Annotated in this window: 25 protein-coding genes; 13 read left to right on the top strand and 12 right to left on the bottom strand. The window is 37.1% G+C overall.

Annotated elements, in window-relative coordinates; all coding sequences use genetic code 11:
- Positions 1-120 precede the first annotated feature (120 nt).
- Complete coding sequence (locus NSQ08_RS23325) at positions 121-1,845, top strand: phospho-sugar mutase (protein ID WP_087963021.1); 1,725 nt, start codon at positions 121-123, stop codon at positions 1,843-1,845.
- A gap of 152 nt (positions 1,846-1,997) precedes the next feature.
- Positions 1,998-2,885, top strand: a complete 888-nt coding sequence (gene galU / locus NSQ08_RS23320; RefSeq protein WP_002015869.1) for a UTP--glucose-1-phosphate uridylyltransferase GalU — start codon at positions 1,998-2,000, stop codon at positions 2,883-2,885.
- Between the two features lie 45 nt (positions 2,886-2,930).
- On the opposite strand, the gene NSQ08_RS23315 is transcribed toward galU, so the two are convergent.
- A complete protein-coding gene (locus tag NSQ08_RS23315) occupies positions 2,931-3,524 on the bottom strand; it encodes a biotin transporter BioY (protein ID WP_002015867.1) in 594 nt (197 codons plus the stop codon).
- A 50-nt stretch (positions 3,525-3,574) separates the two neighbouring features.
- On the bottom strand, positions 3,575-4,318 hold the full coding sequence (locus tag NSQ08_RS23310) for a DUF3298 and DUF4163 domain-containing protein (RefSeq protein ID WP_340779097.1): 744 nt from the start codon (positions 4,316-4,318) through the stop codon (positions 3,575-3,577).
- 96 nt (positions 4,319-4,414) lie between these two features.
- On the opposite strand from NSQ08_RS23310, the gene NSQ08_RS23305 reads away from it, so the two are divergent.
- Positions 4,415-4,798 (top strand): hotdog fold thioesterase, encoded by a 384-nt coding sequence (locus tag NSQ08_RS23305; protein WP_002034550.1) that lies wholly within the window; start codon positions 4,415-4,417, stop codon positions 4,796-4,798.
- A gap of 39 nt (positions 4,799-4,837) precedes the next feature.
- Here NSQ08_RS23305 and NSQ08_RS23300 read toward each other — a convergent pair whose 3' ends face one another.
- The gene (locus NSQ08_RS23300; protein WP_002034552.1) at positions 4,838-6,214 is read right to left on the bottom strand and encodes a glycine--tRNA ligase; all 1,377 of its coding nucleotides are present in this window, start codon (positions 6,212-6,214) and stop codon (positions 4,838-4,840) included.
- A gap of 345 nt (positions 6,215-6,559) precedes the next feature.
- Complete coding sequence (locus tag NSQ08_RS23295; RefSeq protein ID WP_002034554.1) at positions 6,560-7,273, bottom strand: DNA alkylation repair protein; 714 nt, start codon at positions 7,271-7,273, stop codon at positions 6,560-6,562.
- A 118-nt stretch (positions 7,274-7,391) separates the two neighbouring features.
- Here NSQ08_RS23295 and NSQ08_RS23290 point away from each other — a divergent pair, with 118 nt between their 5' ends.
- Positions 7,392-7,859 carry a hypothetical protein gene (locus tag NSQ08_RS23290; protein WP_002034556.1) on the top strand — a complete coding sequence of 156 codons (468 nt, stop codon included), beginning with the start codon at positions 7,392-7,394 and terminating at the stop codon, positions 7,857-7,859.
- Between the two features lie 103 nt (positions 7,860-7,962).
- Here NSQ08_RS23290 and NSQ08_RS23285 read toward each other — a convergent pair whose 3' ends face one another.
- Positions 7,963-9,288: an ArsB/NhaD family transporter gene (locus NSQ08_RS23285; protein ID WP_002145115.1), complete on the bottom strand. Its 1,326-nt coding sequence runs from the start codon at positions 9,286-9,288 to the stop codon at positions 7,963-7,965.
- Positions 9,289-9,578: 290 nt separating this feature from the next.
- Between NSQ08_RS23285 and kapD the strand changes: the two genes are divergently transcribed.
- Positions 9,579-10,202 (top strand): 3'-5' exonuclease KapD, encoded by a 624-nt coding sequence (gene kapD, locus NSQ08_RS23280; RefSeq protein ID WP_002034559.1) that lies wholly within the window; start codon positions 9,579-9,581, stop codon positions 10,200-10,202.
- A 40-nt stretch (positions 10,203-10,242) separates the two neighbouring features.
- Here the strand turns inward: kapD and NSQ08_RS23275 are convergent, their stop codons facing one another.
- The gene (locus NSQ08_RS23275; RefSeq protein WP_001209324.1) at positions 10,243-10,626 is read right to left on the bottom strand and encodes a kinase-associated lipoprotein B; all 384 of its coding nucleotides are present in this window, start codon (positions 10,624-10,626) and stop codon (positions 10,243-10,245) included.
- A gap of 173 nt (positions 10,627-10,799) precedes the next feature.
- Here NSQ08_RS23275 and NSQ08_RS23270 point away from each other — a divergent pair, with 173 nt between their 5' ends.
- Both NSQ08_RS23270 and NSQ08_RS23265 read left to right on the top strand, forming a co-directional pair.
- Entirely contained in the window at positions 10,800-10,976 is a 177-nt protein-coding gene (locus tag NSQ08_RS23270) for a hypothetical protein (protein WP_000982764.1), read from the top strand.
- 68 nt (positions 10,977-11,044) lie between these two features.
- Positions 11,045-11,584, top strand: a complete 540-nt coding sequence (locus NSQ08_RS23265; RefSeq protein ID WP_002089287.1) for a superoxide dismutase family protein — start codon at positions 11,045-11,047, stop codon at positions 11,582-11,584.
- 117 nt (positions 11,585-11,701) lie between these two features.
- Here NSQ08_RS23265 and NSQ08_RS23260 read toward each other — a convergent pair whose 3' ends face one another.
- A complete protein-coding gene (locus NSQ08_RS23260) occupies positions 11,702-12,853 on the bottom strand; it encodes a MalY/PatB family protein (RefSeq protein ID WP_340779082.1) in 1,152 nt (383 codons plus the stop codon).
- Between the two features lie 117 nt (positions 12,854-12,970).
- Between NSQ08_RS23260 and NSQ08_RS23255 the strand changes: the two genes are divergently transcribed.
- Entirely contained in the window at positions 12,971-13,222 is a 252-nt protein-coding gene (locus tag NSQ08_RS23255; protein ID WP_002015854.1) for a YugE family protein, read from the top strand.
- 214 nt (positions 13,223-13,436) lie between these two features.
- Here NSQ08_RS23255 and NSQ08_RS23250 read toward each other — a convergent pair whose 3' ends face one another.
- Both NSQ08_RS23250 and NSQ08_RS23245 read right to left on the bottom strand, forming a co-directional pair.
- A complete protein-coding gene (locus NSQ08_RS23250) occupies positions 13,437-14,276 on the bottom strand; it encodes an alpha/beta fold hydrolase (protein ID WP_002034539.1) in 840 nt (279 codons plus the stop codon).
- Between the two features lie 264 nt (positions 14,277-14,540).
- A complete protein-coding gene (locus NSQ08_RS23245; RefSeq protein ID WP_340779075.1) occupies positions 14,541-15,521 on the bottom strand; it encodes a 2-hydroxyacid dehydrogenase in 981 nt (326 codons plus the stop codon).
- 262 nt (positions 15,522-15,783) lie between these two features.
- Here NSQ08_RS23245 and NSQ08_RS23240 point away from each other — a divergent pair, with 262 nt between their 5' ends.
- From NSQ08_RS23240 to yugI, 3 genes are all read left to right on the top strand, one after another.
- Positions 15,784-16,281: an Lrp/AsnC family transcriptional regulator gene (locus NSQ08_RS23240; RefSeq protein ID WP_002067952.1), complete on the top strand. Its 498-nt coding sequence runs from the start codon at positions 15,784-15,786 to the stop codon at positions 16,279-16,281.
- A complete protein-coding gene (locus NSQ08_RS23235; protein ID WP_002129685.1) occupies positions 16,278-17,468 on the top strand; it encodes an aminotransferase in 1,191 nt (396 codons plus the stop codon). The genes NSQ08_RS23240 and NSQ08_RS23235 overlap by 4 nt, the downstream gene beginning before the upstream one ends.
- A 252-nt stretch (positions 17,469-17,720) precedes the next feature.
- Complete coding sequence (yugI, locus tag NSQ08_RS23230) at positions 17,721-18,065, top strand: S1 domain-containing post-transcriptional regulator GSP13 (RefSeq protein ID WP_002015848.1); 345 nt, start codon at positions 17,721-17,723, stop codon at positions 18,063-18,065.
- A 112-nt stretch (positions 18,066-18,177) separates the two neighbouring features.
- On the opposite strand, the gene NSQ08_RS23225 is transcribed toward yugI, so the two are convergent.
- The gene (locus tag NSQ08_RS23225; RefSeq protein WP_002034535.1) at positions 18,178-18,411 is read right to left on the bottom strand and encodes a DUF378 domain-containing protein; all 234 of its coding nucleotides are present in this window, start codon (positions 18,409-18,411) and stop codon (positions 18,178-18,180) included.
- Between the two features lie 282 nt (positions 18,412-18,693).
- On the opposite strand from NSQ08_RS23225, the gene NSQ08_RS23220 reads away from it, so the two are divergent.
- Positions 18,694-20,046: a glucose-6-phosphate isomerase gene (locus NSQ08_RS23220; protein WP_002015845.1), complete on the top strand. Its 1,353-nt coding sequence runs from the start codon at positions 18,694-18,696 to the stop codon at positions 20,044-20,046.
- Positions 20,047-20,154: 108 nt separating this feature from the next.
- A complete protein-coding gene (locus tag NSQ08_RS23215; protein WP_002131278.1) occupies positions 20,155-20,568 on the top strand; it encodes a YugN-like family protein in 414 nt (137 codons plus the stop codon).
- Here NSQ08_RS23215 and NSQ08_RS23210 read toward each other — a convergent pair.
- Both NSQ08_RS23210 and NSQ08_RS23205 read right to left on the bottom strand, forming a co-directional pair.
- Complete coding sequence (locus tag NSQ08_RS23210) at positions 20,555-21,550, bottom strand: potassium channel family protein (RefSeq protein ID WP_002129680.1); 996 nt, start codon at positions 21,548-21,550, stop codon at positions 20,555-20,557. The genes NSQ08_RS23215 and NSQ08_RS23210 overlap by 14 nt on opposite strands.
- Positions 21,551-21,645: 95 nt before the next feature.
- Positions 21,646-22,329, bottom strand: a complete 684-nt coding sequence (locus tag NSQ08_RS23205; RefSeq protein ID WP_002034530.1) for an MgtC/SapB family protein — start codon at positions 22,327-22,329, stop codon at positions 21,646-21,648.
- Positions 22,330-22,633: the final 304 nt, after the last annotated feature.

The following is a 22,633-nucleotide window of genomic DNA, read 5'->3' as shown; positions in this document are numbered from 1 at the left end:
TATTTAACCATAGTGTATACAAATATTTATAGTAAAATCCTGCTAGATTTTAAAAAATATTGAGATTCAGGTTGTTTTTTTCATATAATGAAGGTACGACAGGCGAGAGGAGATGGAAGTATGAATTGGAAACAAGAATTTAGTCGCTGGCTTTCATATGCAGAATTAGACGCAGAATTAAAAGAACAGCTAGAAAACATGAAGCAAGATGAGAAGAAAATCGAGGATAGCTTTTATAAAAATCTAGAGTTCGGCACAGGTGGTATGCGTGGTGAACTTGGTGCTGGTACGAACCGTTTAAATGTATATACAGTTCGTAAAGCAACAAAAGGGTTAGCTATGTTTATTGAAAAATTAGGTGAAGAAGCGAAAAAACGCGGTGTTGTTGTCGCGTATGATTCTCGTCATAAATCACCTGAATTCGCAATGGAAGTAGCTGCTACTCTTGGTGCACAAGGTATTACAACATATGTATTTGAAAGCTTACGTCCAACACCAGTGCTTTCTTTCGCAGTTCGTCATTTACATACAGCAAGTGGAATCGTTCTTACGGCAAGCCATAATCCGCCCGAATATAACGGTTATAAAGTATATGGTGAAGATGGTGGCCAGTTGCCTCCAAAGGAAGCTGATGAGTTAATTAGCTACGTAAATGCAGTAGAGAATGAATTAACAGTTGAAGTTGCTGATGTTGAGCAATTAAAAGCTGACGGTTTATTACATATAATTGGACAAGAAGTAGATGATGCGTATGCAGCAGAATTGAACAATGTCATTATTAATAAAGAGATGGTGAAAGAAGTAGGAAAAGATTTAAAAATCGTCTTTACACCATTGCATGGAACATCAAATATTTCGGTACGCCGTGGTTTAGAAGAAGTTGGATTTACAGATGTAACAGTTGTAAAAGAGCAAGAGTTACCAGATCCAAACTTCTCTACAGTAAAATCACCAAACCCAGAAGAGCATGCAGCGTTTGAGTATGCAATTCGCGACGGTGAAAAAGTAGGCGCAGACGTGTTAATCGCAACAGATCCTGATGCAGACCGTCTAGGTGTAGCAGTTCGCAATCACGATGGTGAGTTCCAAGTATTAACTGGTAACCAAACAGGTGCGTTAATGCTTGATTACTTATTATCACAAAAGAAGGAAAACGGAACGCTTCCAGAAAACGGTGTTGTTTTAAAAACAATCGTAACGTCTGAAATTGGCCGTACAATCGCAAAAGCATACGGTTTAGATACAGTTGATACGTTAACTGGATTTAAATTTATCGGTGAAAAAATTAAACAGTATGAAGAAAGCGGACAATATGAATTCCAATTCGGTTATGAGGAAAGCTACGGTTATTTAATCCGTCCATTCTGCCGTGATAAAGATGCGGTGCAATCCGTCCTATTTGCATGTGAAGTAGCTGCATACTACAAATCACAAGGTAAAACGTTATACGATGGTCTGCTAGAAGTATTTAAGAAGTATGGGTTCTTCCGTGAGGACCTTGTATCGTTAACGTTAAAAGGAAAAGATGGTGCCGAACAGATTCAAAAGATGATGGCAACATTCCGTGAGAATCCTCCGAAAGAAGTAGCGGGTTTAACAGTCGTTGCAGTTGAGGATTATAAAGAAAGCATCATTACAACGTTACAAGATGGAAATAAGGAAGAGATTCACTTACCGAAATCAAATGTGTTAAAATATCAATTAGAAGATGGTTCTTGGTTCTGCTTACGTCCATCTGGAACAGAGCCGAAAATTAAATTCTACTTTGGTGTACAAGATGATTCCTTACAAAATAGTGAACAAAAGTTACTTACTATTAAAGAAGATATTATGAATCGTTTATAATAGAATAGAATGCTACTGATAGGAAAAGAGGAGAACGGAGAACGGCCTCCTCTTTTCTTGTAGTTTTGTTTGATGTAGAGGATTATTACGAGCGAGTGTTATAAATTTGCACTTTACTAAGAGAATTAGAATGAAAAGCGAGGGTATTTGTCATGAAAAAAGTGAGAAAAGCAATTATCCCGGCAGCGGGATTAGGAACACGCTTTTTACCAGCAACGAAAGCAATGCCAAAAGAAATGCTTCCAATTGTAGATAAACCAACAATTCAATACATCGTAGAAGAAGCAGTAAAATCAGGCATCGAAGATATTATTATCGTTACTGGTAAAGGAAAGCGCTCTATCGAAGATCATTTTGATAACGCATTTGAATTAGAGCAAAACTTATTAGAGAAGAAAAAGTATGAGTTACTTGAAAAAGTACAAGCTTCTTCTAAAATGGTAGATATCCATTACATTCGACAAAAAGAACCAAAAGGATTAGGACATGCTGTTTGGTGCGCACGTAAATTCATTGGTGATGAGCCGTTTGCAGTATTATTAGGCGATGATATCGTTCAAGCTGAAAAACCATGTTTACGTCAATTAATGGACGAGTATGACAAAACACTTTCTTCTGTTATTGGTGTACAAACTGTTCCTGAAGCAGAAACACATCGCTACGGAATTATTGATCCGTTAGAGCAAGAGGGACGTCGTTATCAAGTTCGTAAATTCGTTGAAAAACCAGCGCAAGGTACTGCGCCTTCAAACTTAGCGATTATGGGACGTTACATTTTAACTCCTGAAATCTTTATGTTCTTGGAACAGCAACAAGTTGGAGCGGGTGGCGAAATTCAGTTAACGGATGCAATTCAAAGCTTAAATGAAATTCAACGTGTATTTGCATATGATTTTGAAGGAAAGCGTTATGACGTTGGTGAAAAATTAGGATTCGTTCAAACGACAATTGAAATGGCATTGCAGCACCCAGAATTACGTGATGATATGCTAGTAATGATGAAGAAAGTTTTAGACGAGCAAATGAAGCAAGAGTCTTAATATAATAAACAAGGAGCTGTTCCTATAGGAACAGCTCCTTGTTTATTATGAAATCGTCGAATGAGAATGCTGATAAGCGGAACGACGTACAGCATAGTATATGCGAGGTGCGATAATAGCGCCGATAATTGTAAACGCAATATCCTTTACTGCGAACCACATCATAATCATCCAGGCAGCTTTATAACTCATATTACCACCCATGAAAATATTGACTGCCCCGTACATATAAGTAGTACCGATAATATACGTTAAAATGATTCCGACGAAAGAAGAAATTGCAAAGGTGCTGAATGTTGGTCGTTCTTTTTGTTCTACTAGTTTTCCTGATACGTAAGCAACGATAATAAATGCGATAATAAAACCACCAGTAGGATCTAAAAGTGCTCCAAATCCAGCTTTGAAGTTAGCGAAGATTGGCGCACCTGCTACTCCAACAAGCATGTAAACAGTCATTGATAATGCCCCAAGTCTACTCCCGAGAAGAAGACCTGCTAAAATTGCGAAAAATGGTTGCATAGATAATGGAATGCCCGCTATTTGTAAGAATGGTGCCCACGATACAATATTTGCACCAATAGCCATAAGAGCGACGAACATGGCAGCTAATGCTAAATCTAAAACATGAAGCTTCTTCATAATGTTAACCTCCAGTTGTGTTTAGGTTAACATTATCGTAGCGAAAATATTTACTTGTTGTCAATCAAAATATTTTGATAAGAAGGCTTTAAATAGTCTCTAAGCAATGTGTATGGAATACGAAACTGCGGAATTCCGCTTGAATAAGGAGCAATTTCATATAAAGGGAAATAAATCACAAGATTATCGGGTTCTAAAAAGTAGTGAAACTTTTTAGTGCTCGTTACTTTTTCGACTGCATCAGGAAAATAAATGCTTTCATTTTGTTTAATTTGTCTTACAATCTCTGTGCGAATTATTTCTTTATATTTATCCTCTTGTTGAAATAAATCGTCTAAGTGTAATAATTTTTTTTCGTTTAAATCAAATGTATTTGCCTTCCACGTATACAGTCCGTGCGCTCCGCCTGTATATTGATAGTAATTCACATATAGACTTAGGAAAGGTGGTTTGTTTAAAGCTACTTTATAGTCAACATTTGCAACGTATGGATGAAAAGGTGTGCTAGATCCTTCTGTTTCTTCATAATATTTCTTCGCTTCTTTTTCTAATTTACTTTTAAATTTAGTAGTAGAGTTTTTGTAATAGGAATTCAGCTTATTTTGAAATTTCGAATCAGAAAAGTTGTGAAAGGAAGGCCTATTAATTTGATATTCTATATAAGGTTTCTTACCTTTTTGCGTTACAGTCTTAACATTGATTGTCAGGTTGGATGCTTTGGCTGCTATTGCACAATTTGGTACAATAGTCAGCAAGGAGAACATAAACAATAGTATACAAAATTTCTGTTTCATTTAGGTGAAACCTCCTTATATAAGTGTTATAGGTAGTTTGAAATTAAACAGGTAAAATTATACATTTGATCTAAAGGGAGAGAGGTTGAAAACGATATGTCAAAAACTTTAATGGATTCGCTTGGAATTGAGTTGTTAGAAATGACAGAGGATAAAGTAGTTGCTACAATGCCTGTTGATGAACGCACGCATCAGCCGTTTGGATTTTTACACGGTGGTGCATCTGTTGCATTAGCAGAAACTGTGGCAAGTGTTGGTTCATACAATTTAATTGATCAAGAAAAATGTATTTGTTTCGGATTAGAAATTAATGCAAATCATATTCGCTCAAAGCAAGATGGAATTGTAACAGCAATTGGAACACCGATACATAGAGGACAATCGACAATGGTTTGGGATATTCGCATCATTGATGAAAATGATGAGTTACTATGCATATCAAGATGTACAGTAGCAATTAAAGAAAAACGTGAAAAATAGAAAAGAGGCAGCTCTGATGAGCAGCCTCTTTTTTTATAATTAGAACTGGATTTTTTTCTCTAAGAAACCTTTTAGTTCGCTAATTGGCATACGAACTTGTTCCATTGTGTCACGGTCACGTACTGTAACAGCTTTGTCTTCAACAGAGTCGAAGTCGTATGTGATACAGAATGGAGTACCGATTTCGTCTTGACGACGGTAACGTTTACCGATAGAACCAGTTTCATCAAAGTCTACCATGAAGTCTTTAGCTAGTTCTGCGAATACTTCAGTAGCACCTTCAGATAGCTTTTTAGATAATGGTAAGATAGCTGCTTTATATGGTGCTAAAGCAGGGTGGAAACGAAGAACTGTACGAGAATCGTTTTCTAATTGCTCTTCTTCATATGCATCACATAAGAATGCTAATGTTACACGGTCTGCACCTAGAGATGGCTCGATGCAGTAAGGCACGTAACGCTCATTCGTTTGTGGATCGATATAGTTAAAGTCTTCGTTAGAGTGTTCCATATGACGTTTTAAATCGAAGTCTGTACGAGATGCAACGCCCCATAGTTCGCCCCAACCGAATGGGAATCTGAATTCAATATCAGTTGTTGCGTTACTGTAATGAGATAATTCGTCTTCACCGTGGTCACGAAGACGCATGCTTTCTTCAGTCATACCAAGTGAAAGTAACCAGTTTTTACAAGTTTCACGCCAGAATGCGAACCACTCTAAATCTTCACCAGGCTTACAGAAGAATTCAAGTTCCATTTGTTCGAATTCACGTGTACGGAATGTGAAGTTACCAGGTGTGATTTCGTTACGGAAACTTTTACCGATTTGGCCGATACCAAATGGAAGTTTTTTACGCATAGAGCGTTGTACGTTTTTAAAGTTTACGAAAATACCTTGTGCTGTTTCAGGACGAAGGAAGATTTCGTTTGTGCTAGACTCTGTAACACCTTGGAATGTTTTGAACATTAAGTTGAACTGACGGATTTCCGTGAATTCTTGGCTACCGCAATCTGGGCATTTTACTTCATGTTCTTTCATTAAGTCAGCCATTTGGTCGAAAGTAAGACCGTCAACGACCATTTCGATACCTTTTACGTCTAATGCATCTTCAATTAATTTGTCAGCACGGTGACGAGCTTTACATTTTTTACAGTCGATCATTGGATCATTAAAGTTACCAACGTGACCAGAAGCGATCCAAGTTTTTGGGTTCATTAAAATAGCAGCATCTAAACCAACGTTGTGTGGAGATTCTTGAATGAATTTTTTCCACCAAGCTTTTTTGACGTTATTTTTTAATTCGATTCCAAGTGGACCGTAATCCCATGTGTTTGCAAGACCACCGTAAATTTCAGAACCAGGGAAAACGAAACCGCGATGTTTCGCTAAGTTTACAACTTGTTCCATTGAATACATAATAAAATCCTCCTTTTGAAAGTTAACGTATTTGCGATGACGTGATGGGTACTTTGGAAACGAGCAATATATGCTTTGAAAAACATAAAAAAACGCTCATCCCAAGGCTTAATCGCCTAGGGACGAGCGTTTGCCCGCGGTTCCACCCTAGTTGATACACAAAATGTGCATCCACTTTATCACGTATTGCTCGAGACTGCCGTTTCCTCGCAGCTTCAGGCTTTCACTATCCCTGAATCGCTTTTTATGCAAGTACTTATAAGTCCGTCATCGCTACTTATATTAATAATAATGAACATATTTTAACACGTTCTTTTTTAAATCTCAATAGAGGAACGTGCCCACCTAGGATAGAGTTTCGCCTATTTTTTCGTTATTTATTCCGTAATTTTGCTTAATGTGCTTAATTGCTTCGCGTTTACTAAGCGAGGCAAGTTCGTTGTTTTGAACGTATTCCCATACTACATCTGGTTTTGTTTTTGCATATTCGCGAAGGACCCAGCCGATTGCTTTTTGAATGAAAAATTCTTTTGAGGAATGTAGTTGTCCGATAATCCAGAAAAGGAGTTCTTCATCCATTTTTTGTTTATATTTTAGCTGGAATAAAATAGCGGCACGTTGTAACCATATGTTTTCTGATGCAATCCACTTTGGAATATATGCAGAAATTAATTCTGGATGTTTTAAAAAGATAGCACCTAAAAATGTAGGGACGATGCTATCAACAGAATCCCACCAAGATTTTGTGACAATAAGTTCTTCTAAAAATGGGATGTGAGTTTCGTTTATGTGTTTTTTATATTTTTGCATGATATCGAGTGCGGCAGCTTGAAATTCACGTTCTGGTAGGTCCCAAAGTTCACGCACGATAATTTGGAAGTCCTTTTTATCTGGGAGAGTATGTATTTGAATGACGTCTTTCAATAACTGTCTTCTCTCAGGAGTTTGAATACCGAGAAACGGGAAGTGATTTTTCATATAACGTGCCATCGGTTCTGCTTTTTCGGGATTTTGATGAGCTGTAAAATGCTCTTGTAATGCCTTTACAAATGGATGCATAGGTATGTACTCCTCTCTCATTATCTTTCTCTTCTTATTATACAAAGAGTTTGGTTAAATTTTAAAACATAACTTGCACTGTAATGAAATATGTTGAGAAGAGAGAGGAGAGGATAAGATGGAAGATCAAGGCGTACTAGCAGGTTTCTTTGCTCTTAGTTTTGCGTTTATGCTTGTTATAATAATTTGGGCAATTATTTCGTATTTGTTAACGGCTTTTGCACTTTATACGATGGCGAAAAATGATGGTGCAACTGATGGTGTTCTTGCTTTTATTCCGTTTATAAATAGTAAGATATGGGGTGATTTAGCGAAAGATAAATTACCAGATTTCTTGAAAGAAGAAGCAGGGTGGAAAGTATTTGGCATATATGTTGGATGCTTCATCTTTAATTTCGTACCAATTCTATATATATTAGCAACGGCTGTATCACTTGTACTGTCTATTTATCTTATCTATGCTATTTTGGATAGATACGGAACGAATTCCATACTATTTACGATCATTCATACAATCACATTTTCGGTTTTCTTGCCGATTCATTTGTTTATTATTCGGAATGAGCCGGTTAGGTATAACGAGTAGGCGTATCAAAGTTGCCCTGCGGTCGATATATTTGGTTCTATAATAATTCGGATATGCTGAAAAAAGAACGAAAGCGCCCTGCTGAGCAGGGCGCTTTTTTCTACTACATAAGATAGCGTAAGTAAATATAAATGTGAGAAATGATTAATGAAACGATCATAATTGGGAAGCCGACTTTAAGGAATTCCATGTAGCTGAATTTATGTCCTTCACGACTTGCGATTCCGGCTACGATTACGTTAGCAGAAGCTCCGATTAATGTTCCGTTTCCACCTAAGCAAGCACCTAATGCTAATGCCCACCATAGTACGTCGATTTGTGCGTCAGAAGGTGATAAACCTAGCCCAACTGCCATATCGTTAATAAGTGGAATCATTGTTGCAACGAATGGAATGTTATCGATTGTTGCAGAGGCGATACCAGATACCCATAGAACAAGGATAGATGCCTGAGAAATATCTCCGCCTGTTATTCCAATTACTTTTTGAGCTAACATTTTGATAAGCCCGATATCAATAAGTCCTCCAACGAGTACGAATAGTCCCGCGAAGAAGAAGATTGTTACCCACTCTACACTTGCGAATACCTCTTCAATTTCATGCTCTTTCACACCGATTAGCATAAGTACAGTAGCGCCAGTTAAGGCGATGATAGCTGCATCAATATGGAAAATGGAATGAGTCATGAAACCTAAAATAGTAAGGCCAAGTACTGTTAAAGATTTCTTCATTAATACTGGGTCTTTAATGTATTGTTTTTCATCTAAGCTCATTAATTTTTTAATTTGTACAGGATCAGCAATTAATTGCTTACGGTACATGAAGTAAAGAATTGTTGCCGTAACAGCAATAATGATGATCACGATAGGTGCTAAGTTGAATAAGAAAGCATTGAAATCTAAATGCTTATTTGCAGAACCAATCATAATGTTTGGCGGATCACCAATTAATGTTGCTGTTCCTCCGATATTTGAAAAAATAATTTCAGAAAGTAAATATGGAACAGGATTTACTTGCAAGATGCGCGTAATAGATAAAGTAACTGGAACAACAAGAAGTACTGTTGTAACGTTATCTAAAAATGCGGAGCCGAGCGCGGTAAGTAAGGAAAGTGAAATTAAAATTTTAATTGGATTTCCTTGTGCTCCTTTTGCGGCTTTAATGGCAACGTATTGGAAGACACCTGACTTACTTGTAATGTTTACGAGTATCATCATACCGATGAGTAATGTAATTGTTCCCCATTCAATATGTTTCGTAAAGGCATTGTGTAAGTCAACGACCCCTGCAATTACCATGAATGCTGCACCAAGAAGTGCGATGACAGCACGGTTAATTTTTTCAGAAATAATAATGGCATATGTAATTAAAAAGACTGCGATAGCGAAATAATACTGCCAGTTTGCGAGTTCTTGCGTTGTTTCGTGCAAAACTCTCATCTCCTTTCATTCACTTTTCTTAGTGTGTCAAAAAATTAACTAGATGAAACACACATAACGTCATTATAAAGTAGAAAAATGGCGGATGTAAATGGAAGGGTTTATTTTGTCATATTTTCTGCATAGGTCATTTTTTCTTATTTTTAAAAATATTTGTGGGCATCTGACATATATATAAGATACATCCAATCTGAATATTTAAAATCGAATCAGCATTCGAGCTTGTTCGTGTAGGAGTGTCAAATAGAAAGGAATGACAAATATGATAAGGAAGGGATCGTATGGATGAACAACGATTTTTGTTTTTAGACTTTGAGTTTACGATGCCCCAGCATAGAAAAAAGCCAAAAGGTTTTTTCCCAGAAATTATTGAGGTCGGACTCGTTTCAGTTGTTGGTTGTAAGGTGGAAGATACGTATTCATCGCATATTAGACCGAAAACATTTCCGTCTTTAACGGATCGATGTAAAAAATTTTTAGGAATTAAACAGGAAGTAGTGGACAAAGGAATTTCTTTTCATGAACTTGTTGAGAAACTTGCAGAATATGAGAAGAGTGGTAAACCGACAATTGTAACGTGGGGAAATATGGATATGAAAGTCTTAAAGCATAACTGTGAAATGGCGGGAGTAGAATTTCCATTCTTTGGACAGTGTCGTGATTTATCGCTTGAGTATAAGAAGTTTTTTGGAGAGAGAAATCAAACAGGGCTGTGGAAAGCAATTGAGGCGTATGGAAAAGCAGGAACAGGAAAACATCATTGTGCGCTTGATGATGCGATGACGACATATAATATTTTTAAGTTAGTAGAAAAAGATAAAGAGTATTTAGTCAAACCAGCACCTCCGACATTAGGGGAACTTGTTGATTTTTCGAAAGTGTTAAAGAAAGTGAGTACACAGTAACGACCAAATTGCAAAATATGTAATTTGGTCGTTTTGTTTTTTAAAGTTTGTAATCTTGCTTCAATTGCTGAAGTGTTTCTAGACTACGCCCCGCAAAAGGTGAATCATCTTCAGAAAATGAATTCATTTGAGTTTCTAATGCTAATTTTAGTGACTCTGTATAATCCGGAATTTCCCCTTCATATTTCTTCACCATTTGCTCTGGAATGTTCGTCTGTTCACGAAAAGCTAAAGCACGTCTTTCATGGAAGAATGGTACGTCAGCTTGTTTTACATTATGTAAATCACCTTGCACTGGATGTTTTAAAACAGCTAGTACTTTTACGACGTAACTGCCAGGACGGCTATTTGTAATTTCGCCGATGTATTTTCCAGTTTTATAAATACCAGTAACGATTTCACCAATTTCAAATGTTTCTCTCATATTTTTCACCTCAAGTTTATAGTAAGGAAAGTGCGCGAAGGAGTCAAAGAAATCATTCGCTTTCGGAACGCCCCCTTGAGAATATGACAAGCTTCAATTATAATTTAAGATGATAAAACAGAAAATTCTGATGTTTATTCTTACTATAAATTCCCCGATAAGGAGTGTTTCATATGATGCCTTTATATTTCCCTGAAGATAAAACGGAGTATATTATTCCAGGTATTGTTTGCGTTCTATTTATCATCGGTGCGGTTGCTACGTGGCGTATGTTTATTCGTGTATCAAAACGAGAAGCAGAGCGATTACAGAAAGTAGAAGAAAAGCTTTTAGCTGAAAAGAAACGGTAATTCATTTTTGTATGTTTCCCTCTATGCTCGGACAATCTAAGGGCAGAAAGCATTTTGGAGGGAATTGAATGAAAAGACGGCTTTTTTTCAGTTGTTGTTTATTATTTCTAATGGCGGGTTGTGACCAAGGGAAGCCGAAAGAAATTGATGTGAAATTACATAATGCTTCAGGTGATGAAGTTGGGACTGCAAAAGTAGCTCAGCAAACAAGTGGAGTGAAAATTACGATTAAAGCGGAAGGTTTTACACCAGGACCACACGGTATACATGTACATGAAATCGGAGAATGTAAAGCGCCTAGTTTCGAATCATCTGGGAATCATTTTAATCCAGATAATAAAAAACATGGGCTCTTGAATCCGAAAGGTGCGGAAAATGGTGATTTACCGAATGTAGTGGCGGATGGTTCTGGAAAGATTAAAGCAGAAATCGATGCTCCGCATATAACGCTTGAAGAAGGAAAAACGACGATTCATAGAAAAGATGGAGCGTCTATTATTATTACAGAAAACGCTGATGATGGTATGACGCAACCAACTGGTAAATCTGGTGGCCGAATTGCTTGCGGTGTTATCGTGAAAAAAGCGTCGGATCTGAAGAAAAAATAGAAGCTACCGTGAATGATAGCTTTTGTTGTAAAACCGCATGATAGTAAGTGGAATTATATCGATTTACCGAAAAAAGGAGGCTATCCCAAAATCATTTTGGGATAGCCTCCTTTTTTGTTATGAGAATGTATGGTGTAGTCTGTTTAAAATTTCTTCTAAAACAGATCTAGGACAGCCAATGTTAATTCGGATATGGGCTTCCCCGCCCATTCCGTATTTCTCACCGGGCTCACTGATGATTTTACCTTTCTCTTCAAGCAATGCTGTTCGTTCATCTTGAGAAAGATCCAAGTGGGAACAATCAATCCACAGTAAAAAACTACCTTCTGGTTTAATTACAGAAAGAGATGGTATGTGATTTTGAATATACTCACAAGCAAATTGAGCGTTATCTTCAACATACAATCGAATTTCATTTAGCCAATCATTACATTCTGTATAGGCACTTTGCATTGCTGTATAAGCAAATGTATTTAATCCGTGGAATCCTTGTCTATATTGGATAGACATAAAGGCATTACGGAGATTTTCATTCGGAATAATAATGATCGATGCTTGTAATCCAGCGATATTAAATGTTTTGCTCGGAGCCATACAAGTAATAGTGCGTGCTGCTAATTCTTCAGATAAAGAAGCAAACGGTGTATGAGTATGGCCTCTATAAATAATATCGGCGTGAATTTCATCCGCGACAACGGTTACATTATATTGCGTACATAACGTACCGAGTTTTGTTAGCTCCTCTTTCGTCCAAACGCGCCCGATAGGATTGTGAGGGCTGCAAAGAAGCATTAGTTTTACACCTTGTTTAAATTGAGTTTCTAGATGCTCGAAGTCTATCTTATATATGCCATTTTGTTTAAATAAGGGACTCTCACATAATTGTCTATTATTTGTTTTGACCATTTCAAAAAATGGTGGATAAATAGGAGGTTGTACGAGTACGGCTTCTCCTTCTTTCGTTATAGCTTGTATGCTCGTACTAAGAGCTGGAACGATACCTGCGCTAAATACAATCCATTCTTTTTGTATTTCCCAATTGTATTGGCTTTTCGTCCAATTACAAATGATATCCCCAATATTTTCAGGAGGAAGTGTATAGCCGAAAATAGGATGTTCTGTGCGTTTTTGTAATGCAGTTTGAATTGGTTTTGGTACTTCAAAATCCATATCGGCAATCCAAGCGTGGATGAGCTCTTCATTTTTATATGTATCCCATTTTGTACTATGCGTTCCGCGACGATTTACCGTTTTATGAAATAGTTGCATATGTTTGCTCCTTTCTTCTGTCAAACTGTTAAGTTATGAAAATTCTCACTCTTCTTATAGAATAGCTGATGTGATACGATAAAGAAAAGCATTAAAAAGTGAAAAGGCGGGAAGCAGATGGGTGCATATGACAAAATGATTGAGGTTGTGAAAAATTGGGATCCGTTTCAAATGGGACCGGAGTTTTATGAAACAGAAGCGAGCGATGTTGTAAACGTCGTAAGTGTGTTTGATGATCCGAAATACATCGCAAAGAAGATTCAACATATATACTTTATGTCTTTTGAAGAAGTACCTGCACTTGAAAAATGCGAAAAATTAGCAGTAGAGTTACTCGTACTAAAAGAAGGCGGAAGTTGTTCGTTATAGGCTGTCGGAATTTACGACAGCCTTTTTGTTTATTTTCATTTGTGCTGATTGATTAAAGCTTCACCTTATCCCGTTTTAACGGGCAGTAAGACTCCCGCCTCAAAATTCGGTTGAAGCAAAGAGGTTAGGCGAGAAATCAAACTGCCCGTAAAAACCCGATTGGTGAAGGCTAATAATCCGTGGGGATAGAACCGCTCGCGGATAAAGCTTCACTTTATTGCGTCGCAAACGTAATAATTTCTTCATAAACATGATCGGGCTTTTCTTCAGGTAGTAAGTGCCCTGTATTTTCGTAAGAAATGAAAGTTGAATTAGGTAGGTCCTTATGGAGACGGTGTCCTACATGTACAGGGACGACGCGATCTTTTTCACCCCAAATGAGTAATACTGGGGTTTCGATTTTTTGTAATTCAGTTGAAGATAAGTCACCTTCCCGGTCTCTTATCATTCGAGTTAAGGCAGGGAATATACGATCATCATAAAAAGGAGCAGCATAGCCTTCCATCATTTCATTGTCAATTAATGAATGGTCATGAACGACATTCATTAAGTTATGGACGATGCCCCTTCGAATAATCCAGTTCTTCACGTATAAGTGGAAGAACGGTAAATAAGAGGAGTACAGTAAAGGTAAGTTTGCGCGTGCTAAATAACTAGAGCTACATAGTAAAATCGTCTTTGAAATTAATTCAGGGCGTAGTCGGTTTACAAAGAGTGAAATTTGTCCGCCCATAGAATGGCCAACTAATACAATATTCGAGAGAGATAAATGTTCGATTAAATCGATAATAATAGCTGCTAAATTGTGATAAGAATATTTAAAGAGATGAGATTTATCACTTTTTCCGAATGGTGGTAAATCAAGGGCAATTACTGTACCTTCCTTTGTTAGTAAAGGAATGAGTCGTCGATAGCTAAATGAGGAAGAGAGGAAGCCGTGAACGAGTACGAAAGTAGGTCGTTCTTTTTTAGTATTATGTTCATACAATTCGTAATGAATAGTAGTCCCGCGAGTGGAAAAAGTGAAGTAAGGGCATTTGCATTCATGGTTCATTTTTTGTCACTCCATTGATTTTTGTTCATATCATCTCCCGGCAAGAAACAAAATATGTTAACAAAAAAAGGGAAGATGACATCGTCATCTTCCCTTTCGCTTATTTATCCCGCTATTTGCCGGGCAGTAGACTCCCACCTCAAAATTCGGCGAATGCGAGGAAGTTAGGTGGGAGATAACTGCCCGTAAAAGCCCGATTGGTGAAGGCTAATAATCAGTGGGGATGGACAAAACCCCCACTGATTATTAGCCTTCACTTTATAATTACCCACGCACAATATTAGGTGGTGTTTTTCCTTGTAATCCTGCTACTAAATTTTCAGCAGCTGTCATTGCCATTTGCTGCCGAGTTTTTAATGTTGCAGATCCGATGTGCGGTAAAGTTACAACATTTTGTAATGATAAGAGCGGATTCTCTTTTTGAATCGGCTCTTGTGTAAATGTGTCGATGCCGGCTGCAAATATTTTCTTTTCTGTTAACGCATGAATTAATGCAGTTTCATCTACTGTTTTCCCGCGAGAAGCATTAATGAAAATTGCTGTTTCTTTCATTAGTGAAAATTCCTTTTCACCGATAAGATGATACGTTTCATCTGTTAATGGAGTAAGAAGAATAATAAAATCAGATTGTTTGATTAAAGTTTGTAAATCACAATATGTAGCATCAAATTTTTGCTCAGCTTCTTCTTTACGGCGACGGTTATAGTAAAGGACATTCATATCAAAGCCGAATTTCGCTCGTTTTGCGACAGCTTCTCCAATTCGTCCCATTCCGATAATACCAATCGTACTATGATGTACATCTAGTCCGAAGTGTTCTTTTCCAATTTCAGCGTTCCATTTACCATTTTTTACATAGGAATTGAGTTCACAAACACGGCGACCAGCAGATAACATAAGAGCGAAAACGAGATCGGCTACTGTATCATCTAACACATATGGAGTATTCGTTCCGATAACATTTTGTTTTTCCATCGCTTTTAAATCAAAGTTATCATGGCCAACAGAAATGTTACTTACTACTTTTAAATTAGGAGCAACCTGTAATAACTCTTCATTTATAGTAGATCCGAAATTTAATAACCCATCTTTATCTTTTATTTTTTCTAATAGAACATCACGAGGTACTTTCTCGTTTTGATCCCATTTTTCAAAATCACAGTGTTCTGATAAATAGTTTTCTACAAATGTTGGAACTGGTTCAGCAATATATACTTTTGGTTTCACGGTTCCATCCCCTTTCACTTTATCCTGCGTTTTTTCACTTTACCCCGATTTAACGGACAGTAAGCCTCCCGCCTCAAAAAGCAGCTTAAGCAAAGAGATTAGGTGGGAAAGCAACGGTCCGTAAAAGCTCGATTGGTTCAAATAATAATCAGCGGGGTGAGTCTTTCCACTGATTAAAGTTTCACTTTATTTTGACATAATTCACTAAAAAAATCTTCTTTTCAAATTGGAAAGAGTATTTGTATAATTTAGACAGAAACTAAAAGGAAGGATGATTTATATGGTGACAGAGAAAGAATTGGAATTATTAGCTTGTCTTGAAAAGAATAGTCGTTTATCTGTAGATACATTAGCGAAGTTGTTAAATATAGAAGTAGAAGAAGTGAAAAAAATGGTTACGAAATTAGAAAGTGAAAAGATTATCGTGGACTATGTAACACATATCGATTGGACAAAAGTGAAAGAACATACTGGTTTAACGGCGATGATTGATGTGAAAGTTACACCGAAGCGTGGTGTCGGTTTTGATGCAGTAGCTGAACAAATTTATCGCTATTCAGAAGTGAAATCCGTTTATTTAATGTCTGGGACATATGACCTTTCTATTACATTAGAAGGAAAGACGATGGGAGAAGTAGCGATGTTTGTTTCTGAGAAATTAGCAACAATTGAATCTGTCGTTTCAACGACAACTCATTTTATTTTGAAGAAGTATAAACATGAGGGGATTATTTATGAAAAGACAGATGATGATAAGAGAATTGTGGTGACACCGTGAAGCAATTTGACCTATCTAGAGTAGCAGAATCTTTACAACCGTCCGGTATACGAAAGTTTTTTGATTTAGCGGCAAGTATGAAAGGTGTTATTTCACTTGGAGTGGGAGAGCCGGACTTTGTTACACCTTGGAATGTAAGGCAAGCATGTATTCGTTCTTTAGAACAAGGATATACGTCATATACAGCAAATGCAGGATTATTGGAGCTCCGTCAAGAAATAGCAAAGTATCTAAAAAAACAATTTGCAGTATCTTATGATCCGAATGATGAAATCATTGTTACAGTTGGAGCGAGTCAAGCGCTAGATGTAGCGATGCGTGCTATTGTAAACCCTGATGATGAAATACTTATTATTGAACCAAGTTTCGTTTCGTATGCACCGCTTGTTACGTTAGCGGGCGGGGTCCCGGTTCCAGTGGCGACTTCATTAGAAGATGAATTTAAAGTACAGCCAGATCAAATTGAAGCAGCTATTACAACGAAAACAAAGGCAATATTACTTTGTTCTCCCAATAACCCAACAGGCGCAATGTTAAATAAATCCGAATTAGAAAAGCTAGCTGTTATTGTTGAGAAGTATAATTTAATCGTGTTATCGGATGAAATTTATGCAGAGCTCGTATACGACGAAGCATATACGAGTTTCGCGAGTATTAAAAATATGCGTGACCATACGATTTTAATTTCAGGATTTTCAAAAGGGTTTGCCATGACGGGATGGCGTCTTGGGATGATTGCAGCCCCTGTTCAATTTTCAGAATTAATGCTCAAAATCCACCAGTATTCAATGATGTGTGCACCGACGATGTCTCAATTTGCAGCACTTGAAGCATTACGCGGGGGAAATGATGAAGTAATTCGAATGAGAGATAGCTATAAAAAACGTCGTAACTTTATGACGACATCTTTCAATGAAATGGGCTTAACATGTCATGTGCCAGGCGGGGCATTTTATGTCTTCCCTTCTATAGCTTCAACCGGACTATCTTCAGCAGAATTTGCAGAACAATTATTATTAGAAGAAAAAGTGGCTGTTGTTCCTGGAAATGTGTTTGGCGGGAGTGGTGAAGGATTTATTCGTTGTTCGTATGCAACATCGCTTGAGCAACTTATGGAAGCAATGAAGAGAATGGAACGGTTCATAGAGAATAAAAAAAGGACAAAACACAATACGTTTTGTCCATAAAAGGGGGGGAATACTAGAAAGCCATGTGTTAGTATTCTATCCTAATATTGGAGAATTATACGTATTACAGGAAATTTTTTCGTGAATTTTGAATGAGTTCTATCAAAGTGGTATAATTTACTAATATAAGGTGGGAGTATCCTCGGTGTTTTACTTAGGATACTTACCACTAATCGGATATTTAACAATAAATACATCTGCTTTGCTATTTACAATTGTAGAGAAAATGGTAAACGTATGGGAGTGTTTCACATGTCAGAACAATATACAACGGGAGTGGTTGTAACAGGGAAAGTAACTGGAATTCAAGATTACGGTGCATTTGTAGCTTTGGATGCAGAAACACAAGGACTTGTGCATATATCTGAAATCACAAATGGGTATGTAAAAGACATTCATGACTTTTTAAAGGTCGGAGATACAGTAGAAGTAAAAGTACTTTCAATTGATGAAGAACACAGAAAAATGAGTTTATCGTTAAAAGCGGCGAAAAGAAAGCAAGGACGAATTCTTATACCGAATCCATCAGAGAACGGATTTAATACACTGCGAGAAAAGCTAGCAGAATGGATTGAAGAGTCGGAGGTAATAAAGTAAAAGAGGAACGCATATGAGCGTTCCTCTTTTACTGTGACTTATGATATATATATTTGCAAATATGATTGCATGCAATCATATTCGTATGTCGGAGGCGAAAAAGACATACTGACTATTGAATTTCATGTGTTTCTGGGTGAGTACCAAGATTCTCGGATGGTTTAAATAGTAAGCCGAGATTGATAAGCCCAGAAATACCAACGATGCCGTAAATAATACGTGCAAGAGCTGAGTTCTGTCCCCCGAAAATAGCTGCTACTAAGTCAAACTGGAAGAACCCGATCAGTCCCCAGTTAACAGCGCCGATTACAGTGAAGACTAATGCGATACGTTGCAAGGTACTCATGAAAAGCCCCCCCTTAATGTGAAGCGTGAGCAAGCAAGGAGTTAATAAGAAAATTTAACTCCTTTATAGAATGGTATAGTTTTGTTGTTTTTATACATGAAAAATGTACGAAAAACGATGTATATACATCTATACCGAAAAATTCGAATTTTTATGCAAAAAATGAACTTTTTCTAAAAAATAAATAATGGTTACGTTTACAATTGTTGAATCGCTTGATTTACAACTTTAGTTTCGCTAAAGTGAATACAGAAATACATATACATAATTGGAGGGAAAAAGATGAGTACACATGTAACGTTCGACTATTCTAAAGCGTTATCCTTCATCGGTGAAAATGAATTAACTTATTTACGTGATGCAGTAAAAGTAACACATCATGCAATCCACGAAAAAACTGGAGCTGGGAACGATTTCCTTGGGTGGGTAGAGCTTCCGCTTCAATATGACAAAGAAGAATTCGCTCGCATTCAAAAATGCGCAGAAAAAATTAAAAATGACTCTGACATTTTACTTGTTGTAGGTATTGGTGGTTCTTACCTAGGAGCACGCGCAGCAATTGAAATGTTAAACCATTCTTTCTATAACACGCTTTCTAAAGAACAACGTAAAACTCCACAAGTGCTATTTGTTGGACAAAACATTAGCTCCACTTACATGAAAGATTTAATGGACGTACTAGAAGGTAAAGACTTTTCTATTAACGTTATTTCCAAATCAGGTACAACAACAGAGCCTGCAATCGCATTCCGTATTTTCCGTAAATTATTAGAAGAAAAGTATGGAAAAGAAGAAGCACGCAAACGTATTTATGCGACTACAGATAAAGCGCGCGGTGCTTTAAAAACATTATCTGATAATGAAGGCTACGAAACGTTCGTTATTCCAGATGATGTTGGCGGTCGTTTCTCTGTATTAACACCAGTAGGTTTATTGCCAATCGCTGTAAGTGGCCTAAACATTGAAGAGATGATGAAAGGTGCAGCTGCTGGCCATAATGATTTCGCGAAATCAGAACTTGAAGAAAACCCAGCTTACCAATACGCAGTAGTTCGTAATGCTCTATATAATAAAGGGAAAACAATTGAAATGCTTGTTAACTATGAGCCAGCACTTCACTACTTCTCTGAGTGGTGGAAACAGTTATTTGGTGAAAGTGAAGGAAAAGATCAAAAAGGTATTTTCCCATCTTCAGCAAACTTCTCAACTGACTTACACTCATTAGGTCAATACATTCAAGAAGGTCGTCGTGACCTATTCGAAACAGTTCTTAAAGTAGGTAAATCTACACACGAACTAAAAATCGAATTAGACGACAACGATTTAGATGGATTAAACTACCTTGCTGGTGAAACGATAGACTTCGTAAACACAAAAGCATACGAAGGTACATTACTTGCACATAGCGATGGCGGAGTACCAAACTTAATCGTAAACATCCCTGAATTAAATGAGTACACATTCGGTTACCTTGTATACTTCTTCGAAAAAGCATGTGCGATGAGCGGCTACCTATTAGGCGTAAATCCATTTGACCAACCAGGAGTAGAAGCATACAAGAAAAACATGTTTGCTTTACTTGGTAAACCAGGATTTGAAGAATTAAAAGCAGAATTAGAAGAGCGTTTAAAATAATGAAAAGCGATCGGGTCTCCGGTCGCTTTTTATTATTTTATTGAAAGGTACATCGGTATATTCAAACTAGAATGGGTATGCTAAAGGAAAAGTCTAGGAGGGATGGGCTTGATTCCGATTCAATCAAAATTAGAAGGATGTACATATGCGTTATATAAGTTAGAAGAGGTTATGAAACCACTTGGATATAGTATTGGCGGTAATTGGGATTATGATAAAGGATGCTTTGATTATAAAATCGACGAAGAAGAAGGGTATCAATTTTTACGCGTACCATTTACAGCGGTGGATGGGGAACTAGATGTGCCTGGTGTAATAGTCCGTCTTGAAACACCGTATATTCTTTCGCACGTATATCAAGACGAACTAGATGATAATGTTAATGCTTTAACAGCTGGAACGAGTGGATTGGATCAATTTGCGGAGCCGCAAGATCCAGATGGAGATGTGAAAAGAAAGTATGTCAATATTGGTAAAGTATTGGTACAAGAACTAGAAAATCATTTTTTTAATGGTGAATAACGATGAGTATGTCGCTTTCGATGAGAATGAAAGAATGAACTGGATTGATCATATATTGTTCGTCGCGCTTTACACCTAGTAAGAGAATGTTTTGCTTTAAAAGAGTATAGCTACAATTTGCAAAGGATTGTCCGGTGCAGGACGGGGGAATCTCCATCAGTTGTAATTTGTTATCAGAGATTTCATCGTAAAGTGAGAATAGTACACCTGAAATGGAAGGGAATAAAAGAGAAGCGGTAAATACATAGCTCGTTAATTTATTTCCTTCTATAATTTCTGATACGCCAGCTCTCGTTGCATTTTGGATTTGTTCAGAAGTAAGAAGTTCAGCGATGCAGTGAATGTTTGGATTAAGTCCTTTTGCAGTTAAAATATTTAAAATGGACTGTGTATCTGCTAAGCTTTCGTTCTTCTCTTTATCCGCTGTTATTAATATAGTGTGAGCTGTTGTAATGTTAGCTTTTAATAAAGTTTGATCGTGATGCGGACAACCTTTTATAAATTCTAAATGATGAAATGGCTTTGGAAGTAAAGAAAGTGTTTCATCAATTAAAACGATATCAAGGTTCGGTTGTAATATGTGCATTTGTTTTACAACATGTTTTGCACGCTCATTCCAGCCAACGATAATCATATGACCATTAGAGGTAGCAGCTGCTTCACCCTTAATTCTCATATATTGTTTATTAATCATGTCGGTAGCGAATAGAACCATATAATAAGAACAAAATCCCGTTCCTAATAAAATAATACATATACCAATAAGTTTTCCTATCGTTGTATGGGGGGCGAAATCGCCGTATCCAACGGTGAAAATGGTAACGATTGACCACCAAACCCCGTCGAACCATGTGGTGAATTGAGATGGCTCTAATATATGTATAAGAAAGCCGGAGAAGGTAGTAAGTACAATAATAAAACAAATTAAACGAAATATAATGGAATCACGAAATGTATCTACTAAATTCGGACGGGATTTCAAGTTCCTATTCCTCCTTACTTTTCAGGACTACATTCATTGTTACCATTATAGAAAAAAGAAAAACTCTCTAATTAAAAAGAGAGTTCATTTCATAATTAATACATACTTTCAACTTCAGTTTGTTGAACACTTTCAAGATGCTGAAGAGCATAATAAACATCAGCAGTATGTCTTTTTTGATCGATAGACAATTTTAAATGTAAATAGTGCGAACCATTTTCCAATGTTTTGAGCTTCATGTTCTTAACTTTTATATCCATTTCTTTTATTTCTTCAATTACGGTCGGGATATTGTCCATATTTCGTACAACGAGTTTCACTGCGATATCACGTTGGCGAAATGATCTAGGACCGACGTATTTCATCGCTAATGGTATAAGTTCTACACTAATCATAAGGAAACACATTCCGAAAATAGCCTCGATATAGAAACCAGCTCCAACGGCAATGCCGATGCCAGAAGCACCCCAAATCATAGCGGCGGTCGTTAACCCCGCAATACTATCGTTTCCTCTGCGTAAAATTACACCGGCACCTAAAAAACCAATTCCTGATACAATTTGAGCGGCAAGTCGAAGTGGATCCATATTCATATGATCGGTATGTGGTAAGTTGTAAGCTGCTTTAATAGAAACAATGGTTAGGAGGCAACTAATAATAGAAATAACTAAACACGTTTTTAAGCCGAGTGGTTTACGTTTTAATTCGCGCTCTAAACCGATAGCGAATCCTAAAATAGCCGAGAGACCTAGTTTTATTAATAAGTCGGTGTAGTCCATGTATATTCCTCCTTGTATGATATGGTATATGAATAAAACGTTTATCCCACTATTTGCGGGCAGTAAGCCCCGCCTCAAAATTCGCCGAATGCGAGAAAGTTAGGTGGGGGACGACTGCCCGTACATGCCCGATTGGTGAAGGCTAATAATCAGTGGGGGATGAATACCCCCCACTGATTAAAGTTTCACTTTATATAGAAAGAAACGTTTTTTGACAGAGTGACTTTCTATAGAATATATGTAGGAATTACTTAGAAATGAAAGAGATGTTTCGTTTAAGTATATGATATTAAAAAAGAAATGT

Source organism: Bacillus sp. FSL E2-8887 (assembly GCF_038007205.1).
GTDB classification, from domain to species: domain Bacteria; phylum Bacillota; class Bacilli; order Bacillales; family Bacillaceae_G; genus Bacillus_A; species Bacillus_A mycoides.
The sequence above is the reverse complement of the archived record's forward strand: the minus strand, read 5'-3'. Positions and strand labels throughout refer to the sequence as shown.